Origin of the sequence: Pseudomonas sp. 8BK (genome assembly GCF_902506475.1) — a bacterium.
In the GTDB taxonomy this organism is placed as follows: domain Bacteria; phylum Pseudomonadota; class Gammaproteobacteria; order Pseudomonadales; family Pseudomonadaceae; genus Aquipseudomonas; species Aquipseudomonas anguilliseptica.
Genome location: NZ_LR733252.1, coordinates 2,705,831 through 2,728,874, shown reverse-complemented (window position 1 = coordinate 2,728,874; position 23,044 = coordinate 2,705,831). Strand labels below are relative to the sequence as shown.

At 60.2% G+C, this 23,044-nt stretch carries 20 protein-coding genes; 7 read left to right on the top strand and 13 right to left on the bottom strand.

The annotated features are described in order from the left end of the window. The first annotated feature begins 120 nt into the window (after nucleotides 1-120). On the top strand, nucleotides 121-1,134 hold the full coding sequence (hemB, locus tag ACIN8IBEIGE_RS12570) for a porphobilinogen synthase (protein WP_160014923.1): 1,014 nt from the start codon (nucleotides 121-123) through the stop codon (nucleotides 1,132-1,134). Nucleotides 1,135-1,152: 18 nt separating this feature from the next. Further along, a complete protein-coding gene (gene ppk1 / locus ACIN8IBEIGE_RS12565) occupies nucleotides 1,153-3,357 on the top strand; it encodes a polyphosphate kinase 1 (RefSeq protein ID WP_090378017.1) in 2,205 nt (734 codons plus the stop codon). A 60-nt stretch (nucleotides 3,358-3,417) separates the two neighbouring features. Here the strand turns inward: ppk1 and ppx are convergent, their stop codons facing one another. Further along, nucleotides 3,418-4,920 carry an exopolyphosphatase gene (gene ppx / locus ACIN8IBEIGE_RS12560; RefSeq protein WP_160014922.1) on the bottom strand — a complete coding sequence of 501 codons (1,503 nt, stop codon included), beginning with the start codon at nucleotides 4,918-4,920 and terminating at the stop codon, nucleotides 3,418-3,420. A gap of 279 nt (nucleotides 4,921-5,199) precedes the next feature. Here ppx and trxA point away from each other — a divergent pair, with 279 nt between their 5' ends. From trxA to ACIN8IBEIGE_RS12535, 5 genes are all read left to right on the top strand, one after another. Further along, nucleotides 5,200-5,526 carry a thioredoxin TrxA gene (trxA, locus tag ACIN8IBEIGE_RS12555; RefSeq protein WP_090241426.1) on the top strand — a complete coding sequence of 109 codons (327 nt, stop codon included), beginning with the start codon at nucleotides 5,200-5,202 and terminating at the stop codon, nucleotides 5,524-5,526. A gap of 256 nt (nucleotides 5,527-5,782) precedes the next feature. After that, on the top strand, nucleotides 5,783-7,042 hold the full coding sequence (gene rho / locus ACIN8IBEIGE_RS12550; RefSeq protein ID WP_160014921.1) for a transcription termination factor Rho: 1,260 nt from the start codon (nucleotides 5,783-5,785) through the stop codon (nucleotides 7,040-7,042). Nucleotides 7,043-7,178: 136 nt separating this feature from the next. Continuing rightward, a complete protein-coding gene (gene ubiD / locus ACIN8IBEIGE_RS12545) occupies nucleotides 7,179-8,645 on the top strand; it encodes a 4-hydroxy-3-polyprenylbenzoate decarboxylase (protein ID WP_160014920.1) in 1,467 nt (488 codons plus the stop codon). Then, on the top strand, nucleotides 8,645-9,628 hold the full coding sequence (locus ACIN8IBEIGE_RS12540) for a CDP-6-deoxy-delta-3,4-glucoseen reductase (protein ID WP_160014919.1): 984 nt from the start codon (nucleotides 8,645-8,647) through the stop codon (nucleotides 9,626-9,628). The genes ubiD and ACIN8IBEIGE_RS12540 overlap by 1 nt, the downstream gene beginning before the upstream one ends. A gap of 282 nt (nucleotides 9,629-9,910) precedes the next feature. Then, nucleotides 9,911-10,660 carry a LuxR family transcriptional regulator gene (locus ACIN8IBEIGE_RS12535; RefSeq protein ID WP_160014918.1) on the top strand — a complete coding sequence of 250 codons (750 nt, stop codon included), beginning with the start codon at nucleotides 9,911-9,913 and terminating at the stop codon, nucleotides 10,658-10,660. A gap of 31 nt (nucleotides 10,661-10,691) precedes the next feature. Here the strand turns inward: ACIN8IBEIGE_RS12535 and ACIN8IBEIGE_RS12530 are convergent, their stop codons facing one another. The 12 genes from ACIN8IBEIGE_RS12530 to ACIN8IBEIGE_RS12475 form a co-directional block, all read right to left on the bottom strand. Then, a complete protein-coding gene (locus tag ACIN8IBEIGE_RS12530; RefSeq protein ID WP_160014917.1) occupies nucleotides 10,692-11,336 on the bottom strand; it encodes an acyl-homoserine-lactone synthase in 645 nt (214 codons plus the stop codon). A gap of 116 nt (nucleotides 11,337-11,452) precedes the next feature. Further along, nucleotides 11,453-12,136, bottom strand: a complete 684-nt coding sequence (locus tag ACIN8IBEIGE_RS12525) for a hypothetical protein (protein WP_160014916.1) — start codon at nucleotides 12,134-12,136, stop codon at nucleotides 11,453-11,455. A 12-nt stretch (nucleotides 12,137-12,148) separates the two neighbouring features. Then, complete coding sequence (locus tag ACIN8IBEIGE_RS12520; RefSeq protein WP_160014915.1) at nucleotides 12,149-13,606, bottom strand: hypothetical protein; 1,458 nt, start codon at nucleotides 13,604-13,606, stop codon at nucleotides 12,149-12,151. A gap of 19 nt (nucleotides 13,607-13,625) precedes the next feature. After that, nucleotides 13,626-14,567: an EamA family transporter RarD gene (gene rarD / locus ACIN8IBEIGE_RS12515; RefSeq protein ID WP_160014914.1), complete on the bottom strand. Its 942-nt coding sequence runs from the start codon at nucleotides 14,565-14,567 to the stop codon at nucleotides 13,626-13,628. 11 nt (nucleotides 14,568-14,578) lie between these two features. Further along, a complete protein-coding gene (locus tag ACIN8IBEIGE_RS12510) occupies nucleotides 14,579-15,571 on the bottom strand; it encodes a zinc-dependent alcohol dehydrogenase family protein (protein ID WP_160014913.1) in 993 nt (330 codons plus the stop codon). Continuing rightward, complete coding sequence (locus ACIN8IBEIGE_RS12505) at nucleotides 15,568-16,392, bottom strand: alpha/beta fold hydrolase (protein ID WP_160014912.1); 825 nt, start codon at nucleotides 16,390-16,392, stop codon at nucleotides 15,568-15,570. The genes ACIN8IBEIGE_RS12510 and ACIN8IBEIGE_RS12505 overlap by 4 nt, the downstream gene beginning before the upstream one ends. Beyond that, nucleotides 16,389-17,651 carry a condensation domain-containing protein gene (locus ACIN8IBEIGE_RS12500; RefSeq protein WP_160014911.1) on the bottom strand — a complete coding sequence of 421 codons (1,263 nt, stop codon included), beginning with the start codon at nucleotides 17,649-17,651 and terminating at the stop codon, nucleotides 16,389-16,391. The genes ACIN8IBEIGE_RS12505 and ACIN8IBEIGE_RS12500 overlap by 4 nt, the downstream gene beginning before the upstream one ends. Nucleotides 17,652-17,662: 11 nt before the next feature. Next, a complete protein-coding gene (locus tag ACIN8IBEIGE_RS12495) occupies nucleotides 17,663-19,228 on the bottom strand; it encodes an FAD-dependent monooxygenase (protein WP_160014910.1) in 1,566 nt (521 codons plus the stop codon). 66 nt (nucleotides 19,229-19,294) lie between these two features. Then, nucleotides 19,295-20,293, bottom strand: a complete 999-nt coding sequence (locus ACIN8IBEIGE_RS12490; RefSeq protein ID WP_160014909.1) for an aldo/keto reductase — start codon at nucleotides 20,291-20,293, stop codon at nucleotides 19,295-19,297. Nucleotides 20,294-20,576: 283 nt separating this feature from the next. After that, nucleotides 20,577-21,263 (bottom strand): HAD family phosphatase, encoded by a 687-nt coding sequence (locus tag ACIN8IBEIGE_RS12485; protein WP_160014908.1) that lies wholly within the window; start codon nucleotides 21,261-21,263, stop codon nucleotides 20,577-20,579. After that, nucleotides 21,247-21,999, bottom strand: a complete 753-nt coding sequence (locus ACIN8IBEIGE_RS12480) for an AfsA-related hotdog domain-containing protein (protein ID WP_160014907.1) — start codon at nucleotides 21,997-21,999, stop codon at nucleotides 21,247-21,249. The genes ACIN8IBEIGE_RS12485 and ACIN8IBEIGE_RS12480 overlap by 17 nt, the downstream gene beginning before the upstream one ends. A 243-nt stretch (nucleotides 22,000-22,242) precedes the next feature. Further along, a complete protein-coding gene (locus tag ACIN8IBEIGE_RS12475) occupies nucleotides 22,243-22,866 on the bottom strand; it encodes a TetR/AcrR family transcriptional regulator (RefSeq protein ID WP_160014906.1) in 624 nt (207 codons plus the stop codon). Between the last annotated feature and the right edge of the window lie 178 nt (nucleotides 22,867-23,044).

Below are 23,044 nucleotides of genomic sequence, written 5' to 3'. Positions count from 1 at the left end.
GCTATGCTTGCTGGGCTTGCGGCAAGCGGTCGCAGCGCTGTCGTGCGTTGTCATACTTTGGTCATAATGGCCGCTTATAACTGTCACACTTGCCCGTTGCTACGGGCTTCGGAGCCTGCCGTGAGCTTTACCCCCGCCAATCGCCTGTTTCCCGCCACTCGCCTGCGTCGCAACCGCCGTGATGACTTTTCCCGACGTCTGGTGCGGGAAAACCGCCTGAGTGTCGATGACCTGATTCTGCCGGTGTTCGTCCTCGACGGCGAAAACCGCCGCGAAGCGATTGCCTCGATGCCCGGTGTCGAGCGCCTGTCCATCGACCTGCTGCTCAAGGAAGCCGAGCACTGGGTGGCCCTGGGCATTCCGGCGCTGGCGCTGTTCCCGGTAACGCCGCTGGAGAAGAAATCCCTGCTGGCCGAAGAGGCCTGGAACCCGGACGGCATCGCCCAGCGTGCAATCCGTGCCCTGCGCGCCAAGTTCCCCGAACTGGGCGTGATCAGCGACGTGGCGCTGGATCCGTTCACCACCCATGGCCAGGACGGCATCCTCGACGAATCCGGCTATGTGCAGAACGACATCACCGTCGATGCCCTGGTCAAACAGGCACTGTCGCATGCCGACGCCGGTGCCCAGGTGGTCGCGCCGTCGGACATGATGGATGGCCGCGTGCAGGCGATCCGCGAAGCGCTGGAACTGGCTGACCATAGCAATGTGCGGATCATGGCCTACTCGGCCAAATACGCCAGCGCCTACTACGGCCCGTTCCGCGATGCGGTGGGTTCGGCAGCCAATCTGGGTAAGGCCAATAAGGCCAGCTACCAGATGGACCCGGCCAATGGCGATGAAGCGCTGCATGAAGTAGCCGCCGATCTGGCCGAAGGCGCGGATATGGTGATGGTCAAGCCGGGCATGCCCTATCTGGACATCCTCTGGCGGGTCAAGGCGGAATTCAAGGTGCCGACCTTTGTCTATCAGGTCAGCGGTGAGTACGCCATGCATATGGCGGCGATCCAGAATGGTTGGTTGGGCGAGGCGGTGATTCTTGAATCACTGACTGCCTTCAAACGTGCGGGTGCCGATGGCATCCTGACTTATTTCGCCGTGCGCGCGGCAGAACTGCTGAAGCAGGGGCAATAGCCCCGCCAGGACTTGGTAATGAACACCGAAGGACTCAGTACCCCTGAATTGCAAGACGCCCAGCCGGTCGTCGACGAGGTTGTAGCCGTGGAAGTGCCTGTCATCGAAGCCCCCGCGCCGGTCGCTCCAGCGCCTGTGGTGATCCATAACCTGGATGACAGCAGCCTGTATATCCACCGCGAGCTGTCCCAGCTGCAATTCAATATCCGCGTGCTAGAGCAGGCGCTGGATGAGTCCTATCCGTTGCTTGAGCGGCTGAAGTTCCTGCTGATTTTCTCCAGCAACCTCGACGAGTTCTTCGAGATTCGTGTGGCCGGGCTGAAGAAGCAGATCAACTTCGCCCGCGAACAGGCGGGTGCCGATGGCCTGCAGCCGCATCAGGCGCTGGCGCGGATTGCCGAGCTGGTTCACGAGCAGGTGGATCGCCAGTACGCGATCCTCAACGACACCCTGTTCCCGGCACTGGCCAAGCACAACATCAACTTTATCCGTCGGCGCTTCTGGACGGCCAAGCACAAGGCCTGGGTACGCCGCTATTTCCGCGACGAAATCGCGCCGATCATCACTCCGATCGGCCTCGACCCGACGCACCCGTTCCCGTTGCTGGTGAACAAGAGCCTGAACTTTATCGTCGAGCTGGAAGGCATCGACGCCTTCGGCCGCGACTCCGGTCTGGCGATCATCCCGGCGCCGCGTCTGCTGCCACGGATCATCAAGGTGCCGGAGGATGTCGGCGGCCCTGGCGACAACTATGTGTTTCTCTCGTCGATGATTCACGCCCATGCCGATGACCTGTTTCAGGGCATGAAGGTCAAGGGCTGCTACCAGTTCCGCCTGACCCGTAACGCCGATCTGTCGGTGGACACCGAGGACGTCGAAGACCTGGCCCGCGCCCTGCGTGGCGAGCTGTTCAGCCGCCGTTACGGCGATGCGGTGCGCCTGGAAGTGGTCGACACCTGCCCACGGCCGCTGCTCGATTACCTGCTCAAGCAGTTCAGCCTGACCGAGGCCGAGTTGTACCGGGTCAATGGCCCGGTCAACCTGACCCGGCTGTTCAGCATCACGGGTCTGGAAAGCCATCCGGAGCTGCAGTACACGCCCTTCACCCCGGTAATCCCCAAGCTGTTGCAGAACGCCGAGAACATTTTCAGCGTGGTCAGCAAGCAGGACATCCTGCTGCTGCACCCCTTCGAGTCGTTCACCCCGGTGGTTGACCTGCTGCGCCAGGCGGCAAAAGACCCGCACGTTCTGGCCATCAAGCAGACCCTGTACCGCTCCGGGGCCAACTCGGAGATCGTTGATGCGCTGGTCGAGGCTGCGCGTAACGGCAAGGAAGTCACCGCAGTGATCGAGCTGCGTGCGCGCTTCGATGAAGAGTCCAACCTGCAACTGGCCAGTCGCCTGCAGGCCGCCGGCGCGGTGGTGATCTACGGCGTGGTGGGTTTCAAGACCCACGCCAAGATGATGCTGATTCTGCGTCGTGAGAACGGCGAGATCGTCCGCTACGCCCACCTCGGCACCGGCAACTACCACGCCGGCAACGCCAAGCTGTACACCGACTACAGCCTGCTGACCGCCGATGTGGCGCTGTGTGAGGACGTGTCCAAGCTGTTCAGTCAGCTGATCGGCATGGGCAAGACCCTGCGCATGAAAAAGCTGCTGCATGCGCCGTTCACCCTGAAGAAGACCCTGCTCGACATGATTGCCCGCGAAACCGCGCTGGCGGCTGAGGGCAAACCGGCGCATATCATCGCCAAGTTCAACTCGCTGACCGATCCGAAGATCATCCGCGCGCTGTACAAGGCCAGTCAGACCGGAGTGAAGATCGACCTGGTGGTGCGTGGCATGTGCTGCCTGCGTCCGGGCATTGCCGGCGTCTCGCACAATATTCAGGTGCGCTCGATCATTGGCCGCTTCCTCGAACACACGCGGGTGTTCTATTTCTCCAATGGCGGCGAGGAGAAAATCTACCTGTCGAGTGCCGACTGGATGGAGCGCAACCTCGACAAGCGGGTCGAGACCTGCTTCCCGGTGGAAGGCAAGAAGCTGATTCTGCGGGTCAAGAAGGAGCTGGAAAGCTACCTCACTGACAACACCCAGGCCTGGGTGCTGCAGCCGGACGGGCGTTATCTGCGTGTCAGCCCAAGCGGCAACCAGAACCCGCGCAGCGCGCAGGCTGGCCTGCTGGAGAAGCTCACCGCACCGCTGATCAGCGCCCGCTAAGCCGGGCTGCTGACATCTCGCTGAATTGCCCTCTACCAGTATGGGGGAGGGACGTGAGCTTCAGCTCACGCTCAGTTCGATACCGATACGCTTGAGCCACTCCGCTTCCTGGGTGAAATCTGCCTGGGTTAGCGGGTTGCTCTGCAGCCAGCCTTCAGGGAACTGAATCTCCAGGCGTTGCTCGGCGGCCTTGAGCTGAACGTTGGGCATTTCCTGAGTACCACGGATGTGGTGGAACAGGATGGCAAAGCGCAGCAGCACACAGAGGCGGATCAACTTGATGCCTTCGGCGCCGAACTCGGCAAACTTGTCCTTGGGAATATTGCGTCGATGGCCGCGCACCAGTAGGGCGAGCATCTGCTGATCCTGACGCGAGAACCCGGACAGGTCCGAGTGCTCAACCAGGTAAGCGCCGTGCTTGTGGTACTGGTAGTGGGCGATGTCCAGGCCCACTTCGTGCACCTTGGCCGCCCAGCTGAGCAGCTCGCGGTGCCAGTCGTCTTCCAGCTGCCAATCCTGAGCGACTTTCTCCAGCGCCGCGAGCGCCTTGCTCTCGACCCGTGCGGCCTGCTCCAGATCGACGTGGTAGCGCTCCATCAGCGAGCTCAGGGTGCGTTCACGCACGTCCTCATGCTGATGACGGCCGAGCAGGTCATACAGCACGCCTTCGCGCAGCGCGCCTTCGGAATGACTCATGCGCTGGATATCACAGGCATCGAAGATCGCTTCGAGAATCGCCAAGCCCGCCGGGAAAATCCCCCGGCGATCCGGCTTGATGCCATCGAGGTCGAGCTTTTCCACCTCGCCGATCTTGAAGACTTTGCGCTTGAGCCAGGCCAGGCCCTGGGCGTTGACCTCGCCCGTGCCCAAGCCGGCGGCTTGAATGGTCAGGCCGATGGCCTTGATGGTGCCGGATGCGCCCACCGCATCTTCCCAGCCCAGGCGGCGCAGGGCGTGCTCGATACCCATGATCTCCAGGCGCGCCGCCGTGTAGGCCTGGGCGTAACGCGCCGGGGTGATCTTGCCATCCTTGAAGAAGCGCTGGGTGAAGCTCACACAGCCCATCTGCAGGCTTTCACGCAGTAGCGGCTCGAAGCGCTGGCCGATGATGAATTCGGTACTGCCGCCGCCAATATCGGCGACCAGGCGCTTGCCTGGGGTGTCGGCAATGCTGTGCGACACGCCGAGGTAGATCAGCCGCGCTTCTTCGCGCCCGGAGATGACTTCAACCGGGTGGCCGAGAATTTCCTCGGCGCGGCGGATAAATTCGCCACGATTGCGCGCCTCACGCAGGGCATTGGTGCCCACCACGCGCACCGCGCCTTCCGGCAGGCTGGCGGTCAGCTGGGCGAAACGGCGCAGGCAATCGAGCCCGCGCTGCATGGCCTCTTCGCTAAGCAGGCGCTGCTCGTCGATACCGGCGGCCAACTGGACCTTGTCGCCGAGGCGTTCGAGGATGCGGATCTCGCCGTGATCGGCTTTGGCCAGCACCATATGGAAGCTGTTGGAGCCCAGGTCGATAGCTGCAATCAAGGGAAAAGACTCGGCAGGGGTATGCGGCATGGCAGAACCATCTCAATGCGGAACCGCGTCATCGTGCCACGATAGGCTGGCCCCGCCAACGCATACTGATGTCGCAGGTACCGGCCAAACCGGCTGTTCTCTGGTTCGTCCGGTGGCTGGCCAGGGTTTGCCGGCCGTCTGAATAAATTGTGACGCAGGAAGTTGCGTGGCTGGCTTGTGGTCAGGCCATAGAGAAGCTCAATTGCCATCGCCTTCCTGTGAGGGAAAAGCCGGGCTATGATGTCGGCCATCTTTTGCTTACGAACTCGGAGACTTTCCATGAGCGAATTCATCACCAATGTCAGCGATGCCAGTTTCGACCAGGATGTTCTCCAGGCCGAAGGGCCGGTGCTGGTCGACTACTGGGCTGAGTGGTGCGGCCCGTGCAAAATGATCGCCCCGGTGCTCGATGAGATCGCTCAGACCTATCAGGGCAAACTGAAAGTCTGCAAGCTGAACATCGATGAAAACCAGGACACTCCGCCGAAGTTCGGCGTGCGTGGCATCCCGACCCTGATGCTGTTCAAGAACGGCAATGTTGAAGCCACCAAGGTGGGCGCACTGTCCAAGTCGCAGCTGGCAGCCTTCCTCGACAGCAACATCTAAGTTGCGCTGAGCCGGCAACAAGCCCTCGAGCCCTGCACATTGCGGGGCTTTTTTCTGTCTGGGCGCTGGACGTATGAATAAACCCGGTGTTACATTCGGCCTCGCTGCATTTTCTATGCAGCCCCCTGCAAGCCGTCGCCGACGCATTCCTATTCGAATCTTTCGATATACAAGCAGGCGATCAAGTCGCCTTCTCAGCGGCGCGGCCTCCCAAGCTAAATAGCTTATTCCCCTCCTTCATGATTACGTCATTCCTATGAATCTGACCGAACTCAAGCAAAAGCCGATTACCGAACTGCTGGAACTCGCTGAACAACAAGGCCTGGAAAACATGGCCCGTTCGCGCAAGCAGGACGTGATTTTCTCCCTGTTGAAAAAACACGCTAAAAGCGGTGAGGAAATCTCCGGTGATGGCGTGCTGGAGATTCTCCAGGACGGTTTCGGCTTTCTCCGCTCTGCGGATGCCTCGTACCTCGCTGGCCCCGATGACATCTACGTCTCGCCGAGCCAGATCCGCCGCTTCAACTTGCGTACCGGCGATACCATCGTCGGCAAGATTCGCCCGCCGAAAGAAGGCGAGCGTTACTTCGCGCTGCTCAAGGTTGACACGATCAACTACGACCGCCCGGAAAACGCCAAGAACAAGATTCTGTTCGAAAACCTGACGCCGCTGTTCCCCAACAAGCGTCTGGTCATGGAAGCCGGTAACGGCTCCACCGAGGACATCACCGGCCGGGTGATCGACCTCTGTGCCCCCATCGGCAAAGGCCAGCGCGGCCTGATCGTTGCACCGCCGAAAGCCGGTAAGACCATCATGCTGCAGAACATCGCCGCAAACATCGCGCGCAACAACCCCGAGTGCCACCTGATCGTTCTGCTGATCGACGAGCGCCCGGAAGAAGTGACCGAGATGCAGCGCACCGTGCGCGGCGAAGTGGTTGCTTCGACCTTTGATGAGCCGCCAACCCGCCACGTGCAGGTTGCCGAAATGGTGATCGAGAAGGCCAAGCGCCTGGTTGAGCACAAAAAGGATGTGGTCATCCTGCTCGACTCCATCACCCGTCTGGCGCGTGCCTACAACACCGTGATCCCAAGCTCCGGCAAGGTGCTCACCGGTGGTGTCGACGCCCACGCTTTGGAGAAGCCGAAACGCTTCTTCGGCGCCGCGCGGAACATCGAAGAAGGCGGTTCGCTGACCATCATCGCTACCGCGCTGGTGGAAACCGGCTCGAAGATGGATGAAGTGATCTACGAAGAGTTCAAAGGCACCGGCAACATGGAGCTGCCGCTGGACCGTCGTATCGCCGAGAAGCGTGTGTTCCCAGCCATCAACATCAACCGTGCCGGCACCCGTCGCGAAGAGCTGTTGACCGCCGATGACGAACTGCAGCGCATGTGGATTCTGCGCAAGCTGCTGCATCCGATGGATGAAATTGCCGCCATCGAGTTCCTCACCGACAAGCTGAAAGCGACCAAGACGAACGAAGAGTTCTTCCAGTCGATGAAACGCAAGTAAGGCGCTCCCTAGCCTTACAACAAAAGCCGGGTCAGCCCGGCTTTTGTGTGTCTGGGTACTGGCTGTCCCTTCTGAAAGACCCAGTTCGGCGCTAAACTTTGCGCCCTTAATGTCCGGCCCGAAACGAGGCATCTGCATGCAATATCGTGACCTGCGCGACTTTATCCGCGGTCTGGAAGAGCGCGGTGAACTCAAGCGCATCCAGGCGCCAGTTTCTCCAGTGCTGGAGATGACTGAAATCTGCGACCGCACCCTGCGCAAGGGCGGGCCGGCGCTGTTGTTCGAAAACCCCACGGGTTTCGATATACCGGTGCTCGGCAACTTGTTCGGCACGCCCAAGCGCGTAGCCTTGGGCATGGGCGCAGAAGAAGTCAGCGAGTTGCGCGAAATCGGCAAGCTGCTGGCGTTCCTGAAAGAACCCGAGCCGCCGAAAGGCCTGAAGGATGCCTGGAACAAGCTGCCGATTTACAAAAAAGTGCTGTCCATGGCACCCAAGGTGCTGAAGGACGCACCGTGCCAGGAAGTGATTGAGGAGGGCGACGATGTCGACCTCGGCAAGCTGCCCGTGCAGACCTGCTGGCCGGGCGATGTCGGCCCGCTGATCACTTGGGGTCTGACCATCACCAAAGGGCCGAACAAGGAACGACAGAACCTCGGTATTTATCGTCAGCAGGTGATTGGTCGTAACAAGGTGATCATGCGCTGGCTCAGCCACCGTGGCGGCGCTTTGGACTTCCGCGATTGGTGCGAAAAATACCCCGGCCGTCCATACCCTGTTGCAGTGGCGCTTGGCGCCGATCCGGCGACCATTCTGGGTGCGGTAACGCCGGTGCCGGATAGCCTTTCGGAATATGCCTTTGCTGGTCTGCTGCGCGGCCACCGTACCGAGCTGATCAAGGCGCGTGGCAGTGATCTGCAGGTACCGGCTAGCGCTGAAATCGTCCTCGAAGGGGTGATTCACCCCGGCGAGATGGCCCCAGAAGGCCCTTACGGCGATCACACCGGCTATTACAACGAAGTCGATAGCTTCCCGGTGTTCACCGTTGAGCGCATCACCCGTCGACAAAAGCCGATCTATCACAGCACCTACACCGGTCGGCCGCCAGATGAGCCGGCGATCCTCGGCGTGGCGCTGAATGAAGTGTTCGTGCCGATCCTGCAGAAGCAGTTCCCTGAGATCATCGATTTCTACCTGCCGCCGGAAGGCTGCTCGTATCGCATGGCGGTGGTGACCATCAAGAAGCAGTACCCCGGCCACGCCAAGCGCGTAATGCTCGGTGTGTGGTCGTTCCTGCGACAGTTCATGTACACCAAGTTCGTTATCGTCACTGACGACGATATCAACGCACGGGACTGGAACGACGTGATCTGGGCGATTACCACGCGCATGGACCCCAAGCGTGACACGGTGATGATCGACAACACGCCGATCGACTACCTCGACTTTGCCTCGCCGATCTCCGGCCTCGGCTCGAAGATGGGGCTGGATGCCACCCATAAATGGCCTGGGGAAACCAACCGCGAGTGGGGCCGGGCTATCGTTCAGGATGAAGCGGTCAAACAGCGCGTCGATGCGCTGTGGTCTGAGCTGGGAATTGATTGATGAAAGTCACCCTGAACCCGTCAGGTGCCGTACTGGACGTGCAGCCCCGCGAACGCATTCTCGATGCGGCGCGGCGGCTGGGTTACGACTGTCCGCAGAGCTGCCGCAATGGCAATTGTCATATCTGTGCGGCGCTGCTGGTTGAAGGGCGTGTGCAGCAGGGTGGGGTTGAGCTGACTCACGGTGAGCTATTCACCTGTCTGGCCGAGCCGCTGCAAGACTGCGTGCTGCACTGGGATGGCGTGCTCGCGCCGGGCGAGCTGCCGGTGCGTGAGCTGGCTTGCCAGGTTGCTGCGTGTGATGAGCTGGGCGGTGATGTGTTTCGTCTGCGCCTGCAGGCACCGGCCGGCAAGGCGCCGCGTTACCACGCCGGACAATACCTGCTGCTGCAGCGTGATGGTGACGATTACGCGGCGTTCTCCCTGGCCTCGGCGCCGCATCGCGGACGCGAGCTGGAGCTGCACGTGCTGGCCCGCGATGAGGCCACTGTCGAGCTGATTGCCCAGTTGCGCCGTGCCGGCCTGGCGCGAGTGAAAGTGCCCTTCGGTGATACCCATCTGGCCGAGCTGCCGAATGGGCCGCTGGTGCTGATCGCCGCCGGTACCGGTATGGCGCAGATGCACAGCCTGATCGAACACTGCCGCGCTGCTGGTTTCGCCCACCCGGTGCACCTGTACTGGGGCGCGCGTCGTCCGGAAGATTTCTACGAGCTGGAGCATTGGGCGCAGTGGCAGCAGGTGCCCAACCTGTTGCTGCATCAGGTGGTCAGCGACCAGTGCGGCTGGCAGGGCCGTTGCGGCCTGCTGCACGAAGCGGTGCGCGAAGATTTTCCTGACCTTAAGGCGCTGCATGTCTACGCCAGCGGCTCACCGGCGATGGTCTACGCCACCTTGGATGCATTGGTCGAGGCGGGCATGGACGCCCACCAGATGCGCGCGGATGTATTCGCCTACGCGCCGCGCGTGCCCGCTGAAAAGTCATAATCGCCCTTCGGGTAATCACGGTCTTATTTTTCTAGCTGATACGAGCGCCCCATTTGAGGGCGTTCACCAGGTGTGCTGCCCGCTATTCGGCTAAAGGGTGGTGCGTGCCAGTTGTTTGCGAATTATTTATTAGTGATCGATACGAAATTATTGAGCCTGGAGACAATCCTGCGCTAGCATCGGCTCGTTCGGCGAATTTGCGCAGCCTTCGGGTGCGGCATGTCGGCTTATTTTTTCGATGAACAGCGAATATCGATTGGATAGCAGGGAGGCAAATGCGTCATGGTTAGCATGTTTCATTCGCGTAGCGACCTGGTAAAACTGCTCGAACTAGCACAGTGCTGCATCAAGTCCAGTAGCGACAAAGAAGAGGTCGATTACGTTATCGAGCTTGCCAAGAGCATCATCCCGTTCACGTCTCTGGTCATCTGTCTCGACAACTTCGCCACGCTCGACCCCCAGGCCAGCCGACGACTGCTCAACTATGGCTATAGCAGTGAGTGGGTCGACATCTACTTTCGCAAATCCTTTCATCTGCAAGATCCGGTCCTCAAGCTTGCCGAGCACGAAACCCATGCATTTTCCTGGGGGGCGGGTTATGCCAACGAAGCGCCGAGCAAGGAGTTTCTCCATCTGTCACGGCAGTTTGTTGGCAACAATGGCATCGCCTGCTGCGTCAGTGGTCGCTCGCGTACCAGTACTACGCTGATCTCCATGACACTGCCGGAGCGTGAGCAAGCGCAGGATTATGTCGATGCCCTAGATTATCTGGCCCCGCACCTGCACGAGATATTCAATCGGCAGGGTAGTTTGAATCGTCACAGTCTGATGGCGCCGGAGATCTCACAACGCGAGATAGAGGTGCTGCACTGGGCCAAAGAAGGCAAGAGCACCTGGGACATTTCCAATATCCTGAGCATTTCCGAGCGGACGGTGAAATTCCATTTCGGCAATATCTTCCGCAAGTTAGACGTGCTCAACCGCTCTCAGGCGATTGCCAAGGCCATTCATTTTGGCGTGATCGCGGTTTAGTCTGCGACGGGTTGTGTGAGGCCGCAGCAGTTTAGATGGCCAGGGCCTTCGCCAACACCGGGCGATCCAGTTCGCGGGTGAAGAACTGCGGAGCCACTGCGAGAAAGGCTGTCAGGTCGATGCGCACCGCCAGGGTCTGTACACCATCGGGCATCTGCACCAATGGGCCGAGGCGTTCGCAGGGTAGGCCCTTGCTCAGCAATAAACGATGGATGGGTTCGGCGACCACCACGTACCAATAGCGCGTCGCAGTGTTTAACGAGTGCTCAATTATGCCTTTGATCAGCAGATCGAAGACGCCAAACGCGCCCAGCTGTTTGTGCCCTCGGTATTGGCGTTCGACCGCCAGGCGCGAAACTTCCAGGCTGTCGGGTTCGAAACGCTCAGATATCCCTGGTTCGAGCAGAAAGTCGAAGCATGCGCTGAGCATCCAGGGTGAGCCGTAAGGCGTAATACGTAGGTAACCGGCTGGCCGCCAGCGATGGATGACTGCCACATGCACGCTGAACGGGTCGAATACATCGCGCTCCTGGCCGTCAACGCTAGTCGCTACCCAACGCAATTCACGAGCGAAAACCGCCTCGCGCAGTTCCAAGCAGGCGGTTAACTGGCTCAGATGTGGATCGACAATCAGGCGGAAATCCCGCGCGTTGTCGGTTTGCGTAGATGCGTGCATCGGTGTTTCTCCCGGAGCGACTGTGCTTGGGAGGGGACTGTAGAAGTGTGATTGGCGATCCGGCAGCTGTCTTATTGGGCAGTTGCCGGATTGTTCCCGATGACGCTATTGCGGGGTTAAGGGCGGTCGATGGGGTAGTGCGGGAAGGGGTCTTTGAACTGGATGTTCGGGCTTAACTGGGTCAGCAGCGGGTTGACCTTGAGCAGGGTGATGCGCCAAACACCGGGTCGCACAGCTTTCAGTCCTAGGGTGTTGTTGCTGACGAACAGTTGTGGGCCGGGGGTTGGGTCGAACGGCTTGGGATCACCGGAAACTGCGGTGATGTTCTGATGCACCATGACATTGAAGTTCAACTCGATGGTGCCGGTGCCAGCCAGGCGGCCGCCTTGGTATTGGCTCATATAGGGCGCGCTCAGGGAAAACGATGCGCTATCGCGAATGCTCGCCAGGCCCTGAGTGGCGATGGCCAGGGCCGCAGCTCGGCCGTCGGAGAGATTGCCGCCGATATTGATATGGATGTTGTCGTCGACGGTTTCGTTAAAGCACTTCTCCACGTTCTCCAACACGCCAGGTTCGAGCTTGTGATTGGAGGCTTCCGGAATGCACAGGAAGAAACGGCGCACCACCTGATTGGCTTCGAAATAAGCGCTTTGCTTGATCAGGCTGGAACTGACGAATGTCAGGTTGGCCAGTTGTTCCAGCAGTGGTGGGTTGGCCTGTAGCGGTTTGGCTTGGGCCAGCGAGTGGCTACCCAGGCCAACGGCTAAGAGTACTAGGGTGGCGCGCAGTGTCTTGTGCATGGTGTCTCCTTCTTATGGTTGTGTTGTAGGTGAATGGGCAGACGTGGGCAGGCTGGTACTAGCTGTGACTGGCTCAGCAACATGCTGGGCCCAGCCGCGCACGTCCTGCTCAAGGCTGGATTCTTTGTAAATAGTGAAATCCGGGCAGGCGAAGCGAATGCTGCCGACCCTGGTAAGAACGGGCTTGTAGCTCGGTAGTCCGACACTGCTGAAAGCGCAGTTGATTTGCTTGATAGCGCGGAAAACCTTGACGTTGAGCTGTGCCTGGCTGTCGCCGATCATCTTGTGCAGGTGCTCGCGCTCGATCCAGCCGAGGCTCATCGGGTCTGTCGTTGCAGGGCTACTGGCGGTTTGGCGTGCCTGCAGTTGCTGGCAGAACTCGCGGGCTAACAGCAGTAAAACGTAGTGGTGTACACGTTCGCCGAGGTCGAGCTGTTGATTGCCTACTTCGATCAGCAGCTGCACATGCCAGTCGTCGGCGCTGACTTTGAAGATAAAGCGTGGTGTCTCGTTGCGGCTACCACTTGGCCTGGCTGAGCCTTCCGCTGTGTGCAAACGCTGTTGATTAAGCGGGATGAGTCTGTCGAACGCTTGACTAGGCTGCGGCGGGCTACTCTCGATGGGCAGACCGGTAAGCTGGCCAATAAGCTCGGCATAGTGGTTGGCTTGCTGCGCCTGGGGGATGGCATAGTTGCTCAGCAGCTGATTGAGCGCCAGTGGGCTTTCCTGGGTTGCTCGTCCCAGAATCGCGCCATGCACGAAGTGTATGCCATTGGCGATCGCCGACATGCTATTAGCCAGGGCGAAACCGTGTCTGTCGTTGCCCTTGAATGCCAGGGCCGGGCCGCTGCTTGGCAATTCTGGAAACTGCTCAAGCAGGTGGGTCAGCAGGTTGCGCACGCCTAACGGTGTCAGGCGCGCCTGCTGGTCGCAGAGGGTGATGCGTTCGATGGCAAAATGCTGGGCGAACTCGATGCAGGCCTGCAATTGTGCGGGCGAGGCGCCAGGCGCGTCCTGCAGCACCAGGCACAGCGGCGCGCCCCGTAGTGCTTCGACCACCTCAATCAGTGCGATCAGTTGTTCGCCAATCTGTTCGCAGGTGTGCCCGCCGAGTTGCACGCGTAGCTGGATACCGCACTGCGGATGCCGCGAGATTAGTCGGGTTAGGGGGTCAATGTCGGCGGGCTGTTGCGCGTCCAGCCAGGGGCGCAGTTGCGGAGCGCAGGCGCGCAGCTCAGCCAGGGCCGCATCCAGCACGGGTTCGTCGGCATGCAGCCGGCCCAAGCAGAGATCGCCGAAGGGTGTCTGCGCCAGTTGCTCGATATAGCGCTTCCAGGCCTGGCTGCCGTTTTCATCTTCCAGTAGGCAGGGGGTGTGATCCACACAGCCGCGAAACGAGGCGGGCAGCGGAAAGCGGTTCCAATCGCTGGAGGCGACCAGTGGGGGCGTGGGGGCGGTTTGCTGGTTCATACCGTCTCCTTTGGGCGAGTCAGACAACACGGGTGGTTTGTGGCAGAGCTTGCGGCTTGTGCTGCCAAGTGCTCAGGGCTCTGCTCAACAGCAGGCCGAGCAGGGCACACCAAATCAGGCTGAATCCTGTCAGTTTGAGTGCGCTGACGGTTTCGCCGAAGAGCAGTACAGCGAGCAGAAACATCAGGGTCGGGTTGAGGTATTGAAGGAAGCCCAGCGTGGTCAGCGACAGGATTTTTGCCGAGGCGATATACAGCCACATGGGCAAGGTGGTTATCAGTCCGAGGACAAGCAGCATTACCCAATCCAGGCGGCTATAGCTGACCGCAGCGCCGGCATTGAAGCTGCCATAAAGCAGCAAGGCGCTGGCGGGGATGGCGGCCAGCGTGGTCTCCAGCCCCAGGCCAAGCAGCGGCGACACAGTCGAGCGTTTCTTTACCGCGCTGTAGAGCGCGAAAGTGGCGGCAATGGTCAGGCCGATCCAGGGAATCTGCAGGTTCTGTTCACCCGCCATTATCAGCATCACCCCGGCCAGGCACAGGGCGCTGGCGAGCCACTCGCGGCGGCCGCTGGCTTCGCGGAACAGCCAATGGGCCAGCAATACGCTGAGCAGCGGCGATAGGTAGTAACCGAGGCTGGCGTCGAGTAGGCGATCGTTGGCTACGGCCCAGATCACCAGAAACCAATTGCAGGCGATCAAGCCGCTACTGAGCAGCAACAGGCCCAACTGACGGGGCGAACGCAGGATCTGCCAGGCCTGGCCCAGTACGCCGCCGAGGGCGAGAAAGAGCATGCACCAGCCCAGCGAGCCGATCACCCGGTAGGCAAATACCTCCCATACCGGCAAGTGCGTGAGCAGCTTGAACAGCAGGGTGGCCGAGGCCCAGAGGGCAAAGGCACTGATATTCAGCAGCAATGCCTGTTGTGGGCATAAGGGGGCGGCGAAGGGGATCCTGGGCATGCTCGGCTCACTCAGTCGCGGGTCAGGCTGACCTTGCCCAGCGCCTGGCCGGACTCGGCATAGACGTGGGCGGCGGCGACTTCGCTGAAGCTGAAACGCTGGCTGTCGAGCAGCGGACGGAGCTTGCCACTTTCGGCCAGCTTGGCACCTTCGCGCAGGATAAAGCCGTGATGCTCCATGCCGACGCTGGTAGCCATCGGCCAGGTCATGTTGACGCAATGCACGGTCTGCTTGCGTGCCCAGGCGACGGTCATATCCAGCTTGCCCATGGCCAGCACTGTGATGATGCGGCCGCCTACGCGGGTCGCCAGTAGGCTCTGTTCGAAGGTCTCGCCGCCAACGGTATCGACCACCACATCGAAGCCGACACCATCGGTGTAACGCTCGACGTAGCTGGCGACGTCCTGCTCGCGGTAGTTGATGACCTGGTCGGCACCGTATTCACGCGACAGCTCGGCTTTTTCTGCCGTGCCGACCGTGGTGTAGACCTTGGCACCCTGCCATTTTGCCAACTGCGCCGCGATATGGCCGACCCCGCCAGTGCCACCGTGTACCAGGACGCGATCACCTGGTTTGATCGCCGCTGTGTCGATCAAGCCTTCCCAGGCAGTGAGCAGCACCAATGGCATTGCCGCAGCCTCGGCCATGCTCAGGTTCTGCGGCTTATGCGCCACCAGGGCGGCATCAGCGAGCATATAGTCGGCCAGCGCACCTTGTCGGCCGCGTACCCCGCCGGCGCAACCATAAACCGCATCGCCCACGGCAAAACCCTGCACACCCGCACCTACGGCGCTGACGATGCCAGCGAAGTCGCCATGCAGAATCGCCGGGAAATCATGAGTGAAGGCGGGGATGTCGCCGCGCCGCAGTTTATAGTCCAGCGGATTGATGGCAGTTGCCGCAATCTGGACCAGCAACTGGCCAGCAGCGGCCTGAGGCGTTGGCATTTCGACTTTTTCGAAGACGTCGGCGGGGCCGAAGGCATTGATCACAAAGGCTTTCATAGCGTGTTCTCACAGGTGTGGGTGATGAAGGTGTCCAGCAGGTCGTTGAACCGGGCGGGGTCTTCCAGATGTGGGCAGTGACCGCAATCGTCGAACAGCACCACCGACAGCTTGGCCGGGGCGAAGACGGCGGCTTGCGTGCAGGCCCGAGCGTCGATAAACGCGTCGGCAGTGCCTTGCACCAGCAGCGTTGGTACGCCGCTGGCAGCCAGCAACGCCACTTCGTCGGCGAAGGCTCCGCTGCTCAGGCTTGCACCCAGGGCGGCACGAACCTGCGGGTCGGTGGCGCGGATATAACGTGCCAGGCTAGCGAGCTGCCTTTGCTCCAGGTGTTCCGGGTTGACAAAGGCGTTGGCTAAACGGGTGACCTGCTGATCGTCCAGTTCGGCCTGGAACACCAGGCCGCCGGTGGGTTCGGTGCAGAACAGCTGGCCGGCATTGCCAGAGTTGAACGGCGGTGCGCCGATTAGGCAAAGCCCGCGCAAGCCGGGTAAGCGTGGCAGCGCTTCGAGTGCAGCATGGCCGCCCAGGCTATGGCCGACTATCAGGTAATCCTCTAGCTGCAGGTGTTCGATAGCCTGCACCAAGGCATCGGCATAGCCGGCGAAGCTGTAGTGCTTGGGCGTTGCCGCCGCCGACTGTCCATGGCCGGGTAAGTCCAGGGCCAGTAGGCGGTGGCGCCTGCCGAGTGCGGCGAACTGAGCGCCGAAAGCCTCTGCGGCTGATGAGTTGCCATGCAGCAGCAGGACCGTGATGCCCGAGCCTTGGCTGTCGAAACAGTGCACAGGGCCGTTGGCTAACTGGATATGTAGGGCGTTCATTGATCCACCTCTGAGGCTGATATGAAGTCGAGCAAGGCCTGGTGCAACTTGTTCTGGAGCTGCCGGATACGCGTCTCGTCCATCAGGGGATCCGGGAAGGTGAAGCACAGCGATAGCGCGGTGGCGAATCCGGTGACGTGCAAAGCCACGGCGAAATTTCCGGCTACCCGCGAGGCCGCGTTGGCGTAGTCGAGTAGTTTGAAATGCCGGTATTGGGGGAATTCGATGACGCCGTGGTTGGTCAACGCGATGCCATGAACGAAACTTTGGTGCGAGCGTAGCGAGTGGATGCGCGTGCGCATGCTGTCGAGCTCCTGCGCTGGCAGGCACTTGACTAGGTGCGGCAGGCTGGCCTGGAGCTGACGCTGGTAATCGATGGCGATGCTGCCAAGGCTGCGGGCGGTCACCGGCAGGCAGTGGTTGGCCACGCCGATAAAGCAGCCAATAGCACTCTTATCGATTGGTGTAGCCGCACGCTGGCGCAACGACACTGCGGTGCTGATACGGATCTGGGAGCCCAGTGCCAACTCGCCTGAGGCCTTGAGCAAGGCGGCTGCCAGCAGTGAATTGAGCGTCAAACCCTGGGTTTTGGCTAGGTGCTTCAGCTTGCTGCTGATCTTGCTGTCGAGCAGCAAGCGGCGTATTCCGGTGCGTCGCCGCGCCAACGGCATGCTTTGCAAGAAACGTACTGGCGCTGGGTTTTCGCAGGGCGGCTGGGGCGCTGTTTCCGGAGTCAGGTAAGTTTCCAGGGCTGCGGCCAGTGGGGCTTGCTGAACCTGGAAGGGGCCGCCGATCTGTTGGCTTTCGCACAGGCTAAGCAGCTCGCCAAGCAATTGTGTGAGGCTGATGGCGTCGGCAATCGCGTGATGACAGGTCAACAGCAGATGGTGCTGGCTGCGATCTGCGGTTGATAGCAGCAACACGCGCCACAAGTGACGCTGTGGATCGAGCACGCTGTCGAGCTGATGCTGCAACATCTGCGCTGGTGTTTGCCCGGAAAGCAATGGGTGGTTATGCACCTTGATCTGCGCAAAACTCACATCGCACTTAAAGTGCAAGGCACCCGCCCGCTCGACGATACGACTGTGCAACAGTGGATGGCGCCAATGTAACTTTTCCGCTGCGTGCAGCAGGGTGGATGCCGATAGCGGGCCGGCAAAGCTCAATAGGCTGGCGGTTTGCGTGCTGCCGTTGAGCTCATGCATCAAGGCCATATTGGTTTCGATCTGGCCGAGTGGCCGGCCCTGGTTCTTTAACATCACGGCATCCCTCATCCGGCCAACTGCTCGGCAGTGACAAGGTCATGCAGATAAAAACGTTCAATCAGATTGGTAAGGCTGGATGGATCATCCAGGCGGCCTCGGCAATCGATAAACAGATCGGGGCGCACCAGCAGAAACTCGCCCTCACCCAACTGCCAGGCTTGGCGCAGCCGCTGCTGCGGGTCGGCTAGGTGGTTGGCGGCGGGCAGGCCCTGGCTATGCTCGCCCAGCCAGTGAATGCGTAAGTGCGCGCGCAAGGGCTCGAGCAGGGCGAGCAAGCGTTTGACTGCCGCAGGGTTGGTCTCACTCGACGGCACCATCAGCAGGCTGTGCTTGGCCTGGCCGAGTGCTTGCGGTAGCTGCGCCAGGGTGGCCACGTAGGGCAACTGACAACCAGCCTGCAATTCATGCAGCGGGGTGCCGTAGCGCAGGGTCAAACCGGCGGTTTCCAGGGGGAAGCGGCGGATGAATCCGCGGTTGCACAAGCGCGGCAGGTAGGCTTGCTCTTCGGCCGGCAGGTGACGGTGGAGGCGGGCGATCAACGAGGTGGACTTGTCGGTCTTGGCCAGCAGCGTGCGGGTGGTTTGCTCGCGCTCGTCGGCGTAAGACTGCAGCAGATGGTCGTTGCCCAGGCCTTTGAGGCTGTAGCCGAGTTTCCAGCCGAGGTTGAAGGCATCGGCGATGCCGGAGTTCATGCCAAAGCCGCCGATCGGGCTAAACAGATGGGCAGCGTCCCCGGCGAGAAATACCCGTCCCCGGCGAATGGTGCTCGCCGAGCGGTTGTAGAATGGCGCGCTGGACAACCAGATGGGGTCGCTGACCTGTAAGCCGGAAATCTCGTAGCGCTCGATATAGCCACGGATTTCTTCCAGACTCGGCTTGTAGCCTGGCGGACATTGTTCGTTGACCTTGATAACGATCCGGTGAAAGCCGTCCTTGAGCGGCAGCAAAATCAGGAAACCATCGTCGCGAATAAAGTAGAAGCCTTGTTCCTTGGCGCCCGGCCACTGGATGCGCAGGTCGGCGAGGATGAAATGCATGTTGTAGTCATAACCGCTGAAGTCCAGCCCCAGCTCGCTACGCACCTTGCTCAGGCCACCATCACAGCCCACGACATAGTTGAAGCGCTGGCGCTCAAGGCCCTTGCTGGTGCGCAGCTCGGCCTCTACATGGCCATCGAACTGGCGCAGGCCGATCAGTTCGCATTCGCGCTCAATCTCATGGCCCAGGTGACTTAGGCGCTGCTCCAACACCGCTTCGGTTTCTGGCTGCGGCAGCATCAGAAAGAATGGAAACTTGCTGGGCAGGCTGGCGAAACGGGCGCGCATCAGCGTCTGGTTGTCATATACCAGGTTGATCACTTCAGTTTTATGGCCCATTTCGATCAGGCTGTCGGCGACGCCCAGGTCGTCGAGCAGGTTCAGCGAGGCCGGGTTGATGCTTAGGGCCTTGGAGCCGGAAGCTTGCTTCGGGCGTTTCTCGATAAGGCGAAAGCCGATGCCGAAGCGTTGCAGTTGCAAGGCCAGGGTCATGCCGGTGGGGCCGCCACCGACTATCAATACGTGCGGTTTCATCTGCGCTATTCCTCATTGCCAATAGGTGGCCGGCGGCTCGAACTGAGCCGCGCGACTCCCTGTGACTCAGATGTTGGTGCCTTTGAGGATGGCGTCCGGGTAGCGTTTGCCGGCGATCGCCTGAGGCGCAAAGATCTGGCCGAGCATGGCCGAGGCGGCAACGTCCAGCTCCAGTGCCTGGGCTGCGAAGTTGCCGGCCAGGTACTTGATGCGCTTGGTGCCGGGGATTACATGCAGGTTCTCGTACTGCCCCAGCAACCAGGCCAGAGCCAGTTGCGCCGGGGTGCAATCCAGTTGACTGCTGAGCTGTTCCAAGGCTTTGACCAGTTGCAGGTTGCTGTCTAGGTTGTCGCCTTGGAAGCGCGGCAGCTTGGCGCGGAAGTCGCTCTCGGCGCTGGCCTGTTCGATGTGCTGCTTGGTGATGGCGCCGGTGAGGAAGCCACGCCCCAGCGGGCTGTAAGCGACCAGCGCAATATCCAGCTCTTCGAGGGCTGGCAGGGTGTGCTCTTCGAGATCGCGACTCCATAGCGAGTACTCGCTCTGCAGGGCGGCGATCGGGTGTACTGCGTGGGCTTTACGCAGGGTCTCCAGGGACACTTCGGAGAGACCGATGGCCTTGATCTTGCCCTCTTGTACCAGCTCTGCAAGGGCTTCGATGGTTTCCTCGATTGGAGTGTTTGGATCGCGGCGGTGCACGTAATACAGATCAATGCAGTCGGTTTTCAGGCGCTGCAGCGAGGCTTCGCAGGCTTTCTTGACGTAGTCGCGGGAACCGTCGATCAGCAGGTTGTACTTGTCGGCAGGGTCGCGGTAGATGCCAAATTTGCTGGCCAGAAGGATTTCGTCGCGACGGCTGCCGAGTTCGCTGACAAATTTGCCCAGCAGCTCCTCGTTGTGGCCGCGGCCGTACATGTCCGACGTGTCGAAGTGGCGGTAGCCGAGGTCGAATGCGGCATGCAGGGTTTCTAAGGATTGCGCGTCGTCGGTCTCGCCGTAGAACTCGCTCATACCCATGCAGCCCAAGCCTACTGCCGGGACGCTTTTGTTCGCCAGGGTTCTGTTCATGTCGCTCTCCAAAAAACGGTGGATACAAGCCGCGCTATCTGCGGCCAATGATTGAGGCTGCACGTTACTCAGCCCGCTGCGCGGGCATCACTGTTCGAACGGACAGGTAGGTTTCACCTCAGCTTGAAAAGCCACAGCCTTCGGCTACGTGTCGGGAGTTCCGGGGCATGGTGTGCGGGCCGCCAATGGCGCGGCCGCAAGCAGCGCTGACCTGCTGCATTGCTCGGCAGAAAAATAAGTGAGGCAAGGCCCCCTTCAAGAGGGGGCAAGAGACTGGGCGCGGTTAGGCCGCCTCGATAATGTTCCAGTTGCGCTGCTGGCAGAGACTGCGGCTATTGGCGTCGGGGTTGACCATGACCGGATAACCGACCTGTTCGAGCATCGGAATATCGGAAATATCGTCGCCGTATGCATAGCAGCGCTGCGCCAGCAACTGGTGTTCGCGGATAAACGCCTGCACGCCGTCAGCCTTGCCCTGACCGATGCTCGGGTGGCCGGTCAGGTGCCCGGTATAACGGCCGTTGAGAATTTCCAGCGGCGCGGCAATCAGAAAGTTCGCGCCGAGCTCCTCGGCCAAGGGCTCGAGAATCGCCGCAAAGGAGCCAGAGACCAGTACGATGCTGGCCCCCTGACGCTGATGCCAGCTAATTTCTTCACGCATGCGGGCGAAGAACAGGTTGTTATCGCGACTGACCTGGGCATACCAGTCACGTCCCAGTTCGCGTACCCGCTCAACATCGAGGCCTTCGTAAATGCGGTAGTAGAAACTGTTGATGGCCTCGCGCGGCTGCTCATTGGCGATCATCTGGCGCAGCGCTGTTTGATACTCCTTGACCCGTGGCGAGTCGGTGATGAGCAGCGCTTCGATCAGGTAATCGAGGAAGCTGAACATGCTCTTGATGCTGATCAGGGTGCCGTCCACATCGAAGAACGCTGACCAGTTACCGGCGTTGTCAGGCGCTTTTTTCATGGACGATCTCCGGGTTCAGTTCGCTGAGAATTGCCTGCTTGGCCAGGCCGGCTTCCTTTTCCGCGATCAAGGCGTCGGGATAGGTGGAGAACTTGGTTTTCACTACGCAGCAAATTTGTTGCGCCTGGATCACTGACATGCGCACCTCGAAGCGCTGTGAGCGGCTGCGCTCGCTGATCTTGTGATCGAGCACCTGATACAGAATGGTCATAGGCAGGGGGAAGACGAAGCGCAGGTACTCGACATCCATGTTGTTAATTACGAAGTAGCTGCTATGGGACTCGTTGTGCAGGTAGAACTCTTCGCTGACGGCCAGGAAGGTCTGCCGCGCCGCTTCGGTAAGCACCATGCCCTGGATGTGTTGGCCGGTCATGTGGTCGCTCATCTCGGCGCAGCGATCATCGAGTAGCACATCCACCTCGAAGCTGTCGTGGCTCAGGCGACGCGGCATGCTGATCATCGAATTGTGTTGTTGATGTTTATGCGCGTGCTGGCGGCCAGCCTTGAGCGGCTTGGAAAAGTCAGTGAGCCAGGGTTTCTTTAAGCTAGCGGCCTTCTCCAGGAGGCGGGCAACTAGCTCTTCGGAGACGCCCTGGCCCAATTGGAAGCGCAGGTTGTGTTGGTGCAGCAGGTCGCCATCGAGGATGGCCTCTAGTTTACTAACTGCCATTACATGGGCGTTTTCGGCGAACTGTGCAAACTTGTCGCCCACGATAAAAATTCTTTCCACAGACATGGCGGATTCCCTTTAGCTGATGACTTGAAAAGCATTGGTGCCGGATGGTTTAAAGCGGCAGTCAAGAAACCGTGCGGATCGGCTCGCCTCTGTGGGCAAGCGCTAGGCGCGCACGGCACTAGCGGGAGCTGCAAGGCATTGGCTAGTGATCGCTAAAGTAAGTGTCCCAATCGGTCGCTGTATATTTCAGCGCATATCAGCGCATATCAGCGACTCGGGTGTGCTGCGGGAGAGAGGGGTTGGTCAGGTCTGCGGCCAGCTAGCCATGGCCTGGTCGGCCATGGCCTGCAGTTCGCTGGCTAGAGCACCGTCACGGGCCTGGATCGACATACCTTGGATCACTGCACCGAAGAAACGCGCCAGCGTCTGGCAGTTGATATGTGCTGGGAGTTCGCCATTGTCTTTGGCTTCTTCGAAGCGTTTGCTGATCAGGCCCAGGGTAGCGCTGCGCAGTTCGCGCATGTTGTGCGCCATACGATGGTGCAAGGTGGCGCTCGCCACCAGTCCGGTGGAAACGATGCAACCAGGTGGGTGGTTATGCGCGGTGAACTCATGCGCGGCATTGCTGAGGATCTGTCGGGTAAAGCTTTGCGCATCGGATGACTGCTCAAGGGCGTGGTTGATGAAGTTACCTGGCCCTTTTAGGTAAAGGTCGATGACTTCGAGATAGAGCTGTTCCTTGGAGCCGAAGGCGGTGTACAGGCTCGGTGGTGCAATACCCATGGCAGCCACCAGATCGGCGATCGACGTCCCTTCGTAACCTTGTTGCCAGAACAGCTGCAATGCAGTGTGCAGCGCCTGTTCGCGGTTGAAGCTAAGAGGGCGGCCGCGCCTGTTTTTTTCGTTGGTTTTTTTCATAGTGGTCATTATTTAAACCGCGGATATGACTCGTCAAGACCACGGCGCCCGGGCCTCGCTGAGTTGGTTGTTCTGCAGGTAGCTTGATGTGGGCGGGAAAGCTGGACGGCGCAGCATCGCGCTTGAGCATCCGCGTGGCTGGGCTGTGGGCTGGCAGGCTTTCGGCATGGCGTGCGGGCACGCCATG

Excerpts from the sequence above, each read along its gene's own strand:
- ppk1 (WP_090378017.1), top strand. The coding sequence starts at position 1,153 with ATGAACACCGAAGGACTCAGTACCCCTGAATTGCAAGACGCCCAGCCG.
- ppx (WP_160014922.1), bottom strand. The coding sequence starts at position 4,920 with ATGCCGCATACCCCTGCCGAGTCTTTTCCCTTGATTGCAGCTATCGAC.
- trxA (WP_090241426.1), top strand. The coding sequence starts at position 5,200 with ATGAGCGAATTCATCACCAATGTCAGCGATGCCAGTTTCGACCAGGAT.
- rho (WP_160014921.1), top strand. The coding sequence starts at position 5,783 with ATGAATCTGACCGAACTCAAGCAAAAGCCGATTACCGAACTGCTGGAA.
- ubiD (WP_160014920.1), top strand. The coding sequence starts at position 7,179 with ATGCAATATCGTGACCTGCGCGACTTTATCCGCGGTCTGGAAGAGCGC.
- ACIN8IBEIGE_RS12540 (WP_160014919.1), top strand. The coding sequence starts at position 8,645 with ATGAAAGTCACCCTGAACCCGTCAGGTGCCGTACTGGACGTGCAGCCC.
- ACIN8IBEIGE_RS12535 (WP_160014918.1), top strand. The coding sequence starts at position 9,911 with ATGGTTAGCATGTTTCATTCGCGTAGCGACCTGGTAAAACTGCTCGAA.
- ACIN8IBEIGE_RS12530 (WP_160014917.1), bottom strand. The coding sequence starts at position 11,336 with ATGCACGCATCTACGCAAACCGACAACGCGCGGGATTTCCGCCTGATT.
- ACIN8IBEIGE_RS12525 (WP_160014916.1), bottom strand. The coding sequence starts at position 12,136 with ATGCACAAGACACTGCGCGCCACCCTAGTACTCTTAGCCGTTGGCCTG.
- ACIN8IBEIGE_RS12520 (WP_160014915.1), bottom strand. The coding sequence starts at position 13,606 with ATGAACCAGCAAACCGCCCCCACGCCCCCACTGGTCGCCTCCAGCGAT.
- rarD (WP_160014914.1), bottom strand. The coding sequence starts at position 14,567 with ATGCCCAGGATCCCCTTCGCCGCCCCCTTATGCCCACAACAGGCATTG.
- ACIN8IBEIGE_RS12510 (WP_160014913.1), bottom strand. The coding sequence starts at position 15,571 with ATGAAAGCCTTTGTGATCAATGCCTTCGGCCCCGCCGACGTCTTCGAA.
- ACIN8IBEIGE_RS12505 (WP_160014912.1), bottom strand. The coding sequence starts at position 16,392 with ATGAACGCCCTACATATCCAGTTAGCCAACGGCCCTGTGCACTGTTTC.
- ACIN8IBEIGE_RS12500 (WP_160014911.1), bottom strand. The coding sequence starts at position 17,651 with ATGTTAAAGAACCAGGGCCGGCCACTCGGCCAGATCGAAACCAATATG.
- ACIN8IBEIGE_RS12495 (WP_160014910.1), bottom strand. The coding sequence starts at position 19,228 with ATGAAACCGCACGTATTGATAGTCGGTGGCGGCCCCACCGGCATGACC.
- ACIN8IBEIGE_RS12490 (WP_160014909.1), bottom strand. The coding sequence starts at position 20,293 with ATGAACAGAACCCTGGCGAACAAAAGCGTCCCGGCAGTAGGCTTGGGC.
- ACIN8IBEIGE_RS12485 (WP_160014908.1), bottom strand. The coding sequence starts at position 21,263 with ATGAAAAAAGCGCCTGACAACGCCGGTAACTGGTCAGCGTTCTTCGAT.
- ACIN8IBEIGE_RS12480 (WP_160014907.1), bottom strand. The coding sequence starts at position 21,999 with ATGTCTGTGGAAAGAATTTTTATCGTGGGCGACAAGTTTGCACAGTTC.
- ACIN8IBEIGE_RS12475 (WP_160014906.1), bottom strand. The coding sequence starts at position 22,866 with ATGACCACTATGAAAAAAACCAACGAAAAAAACAGGCGCGGCCGCCCT.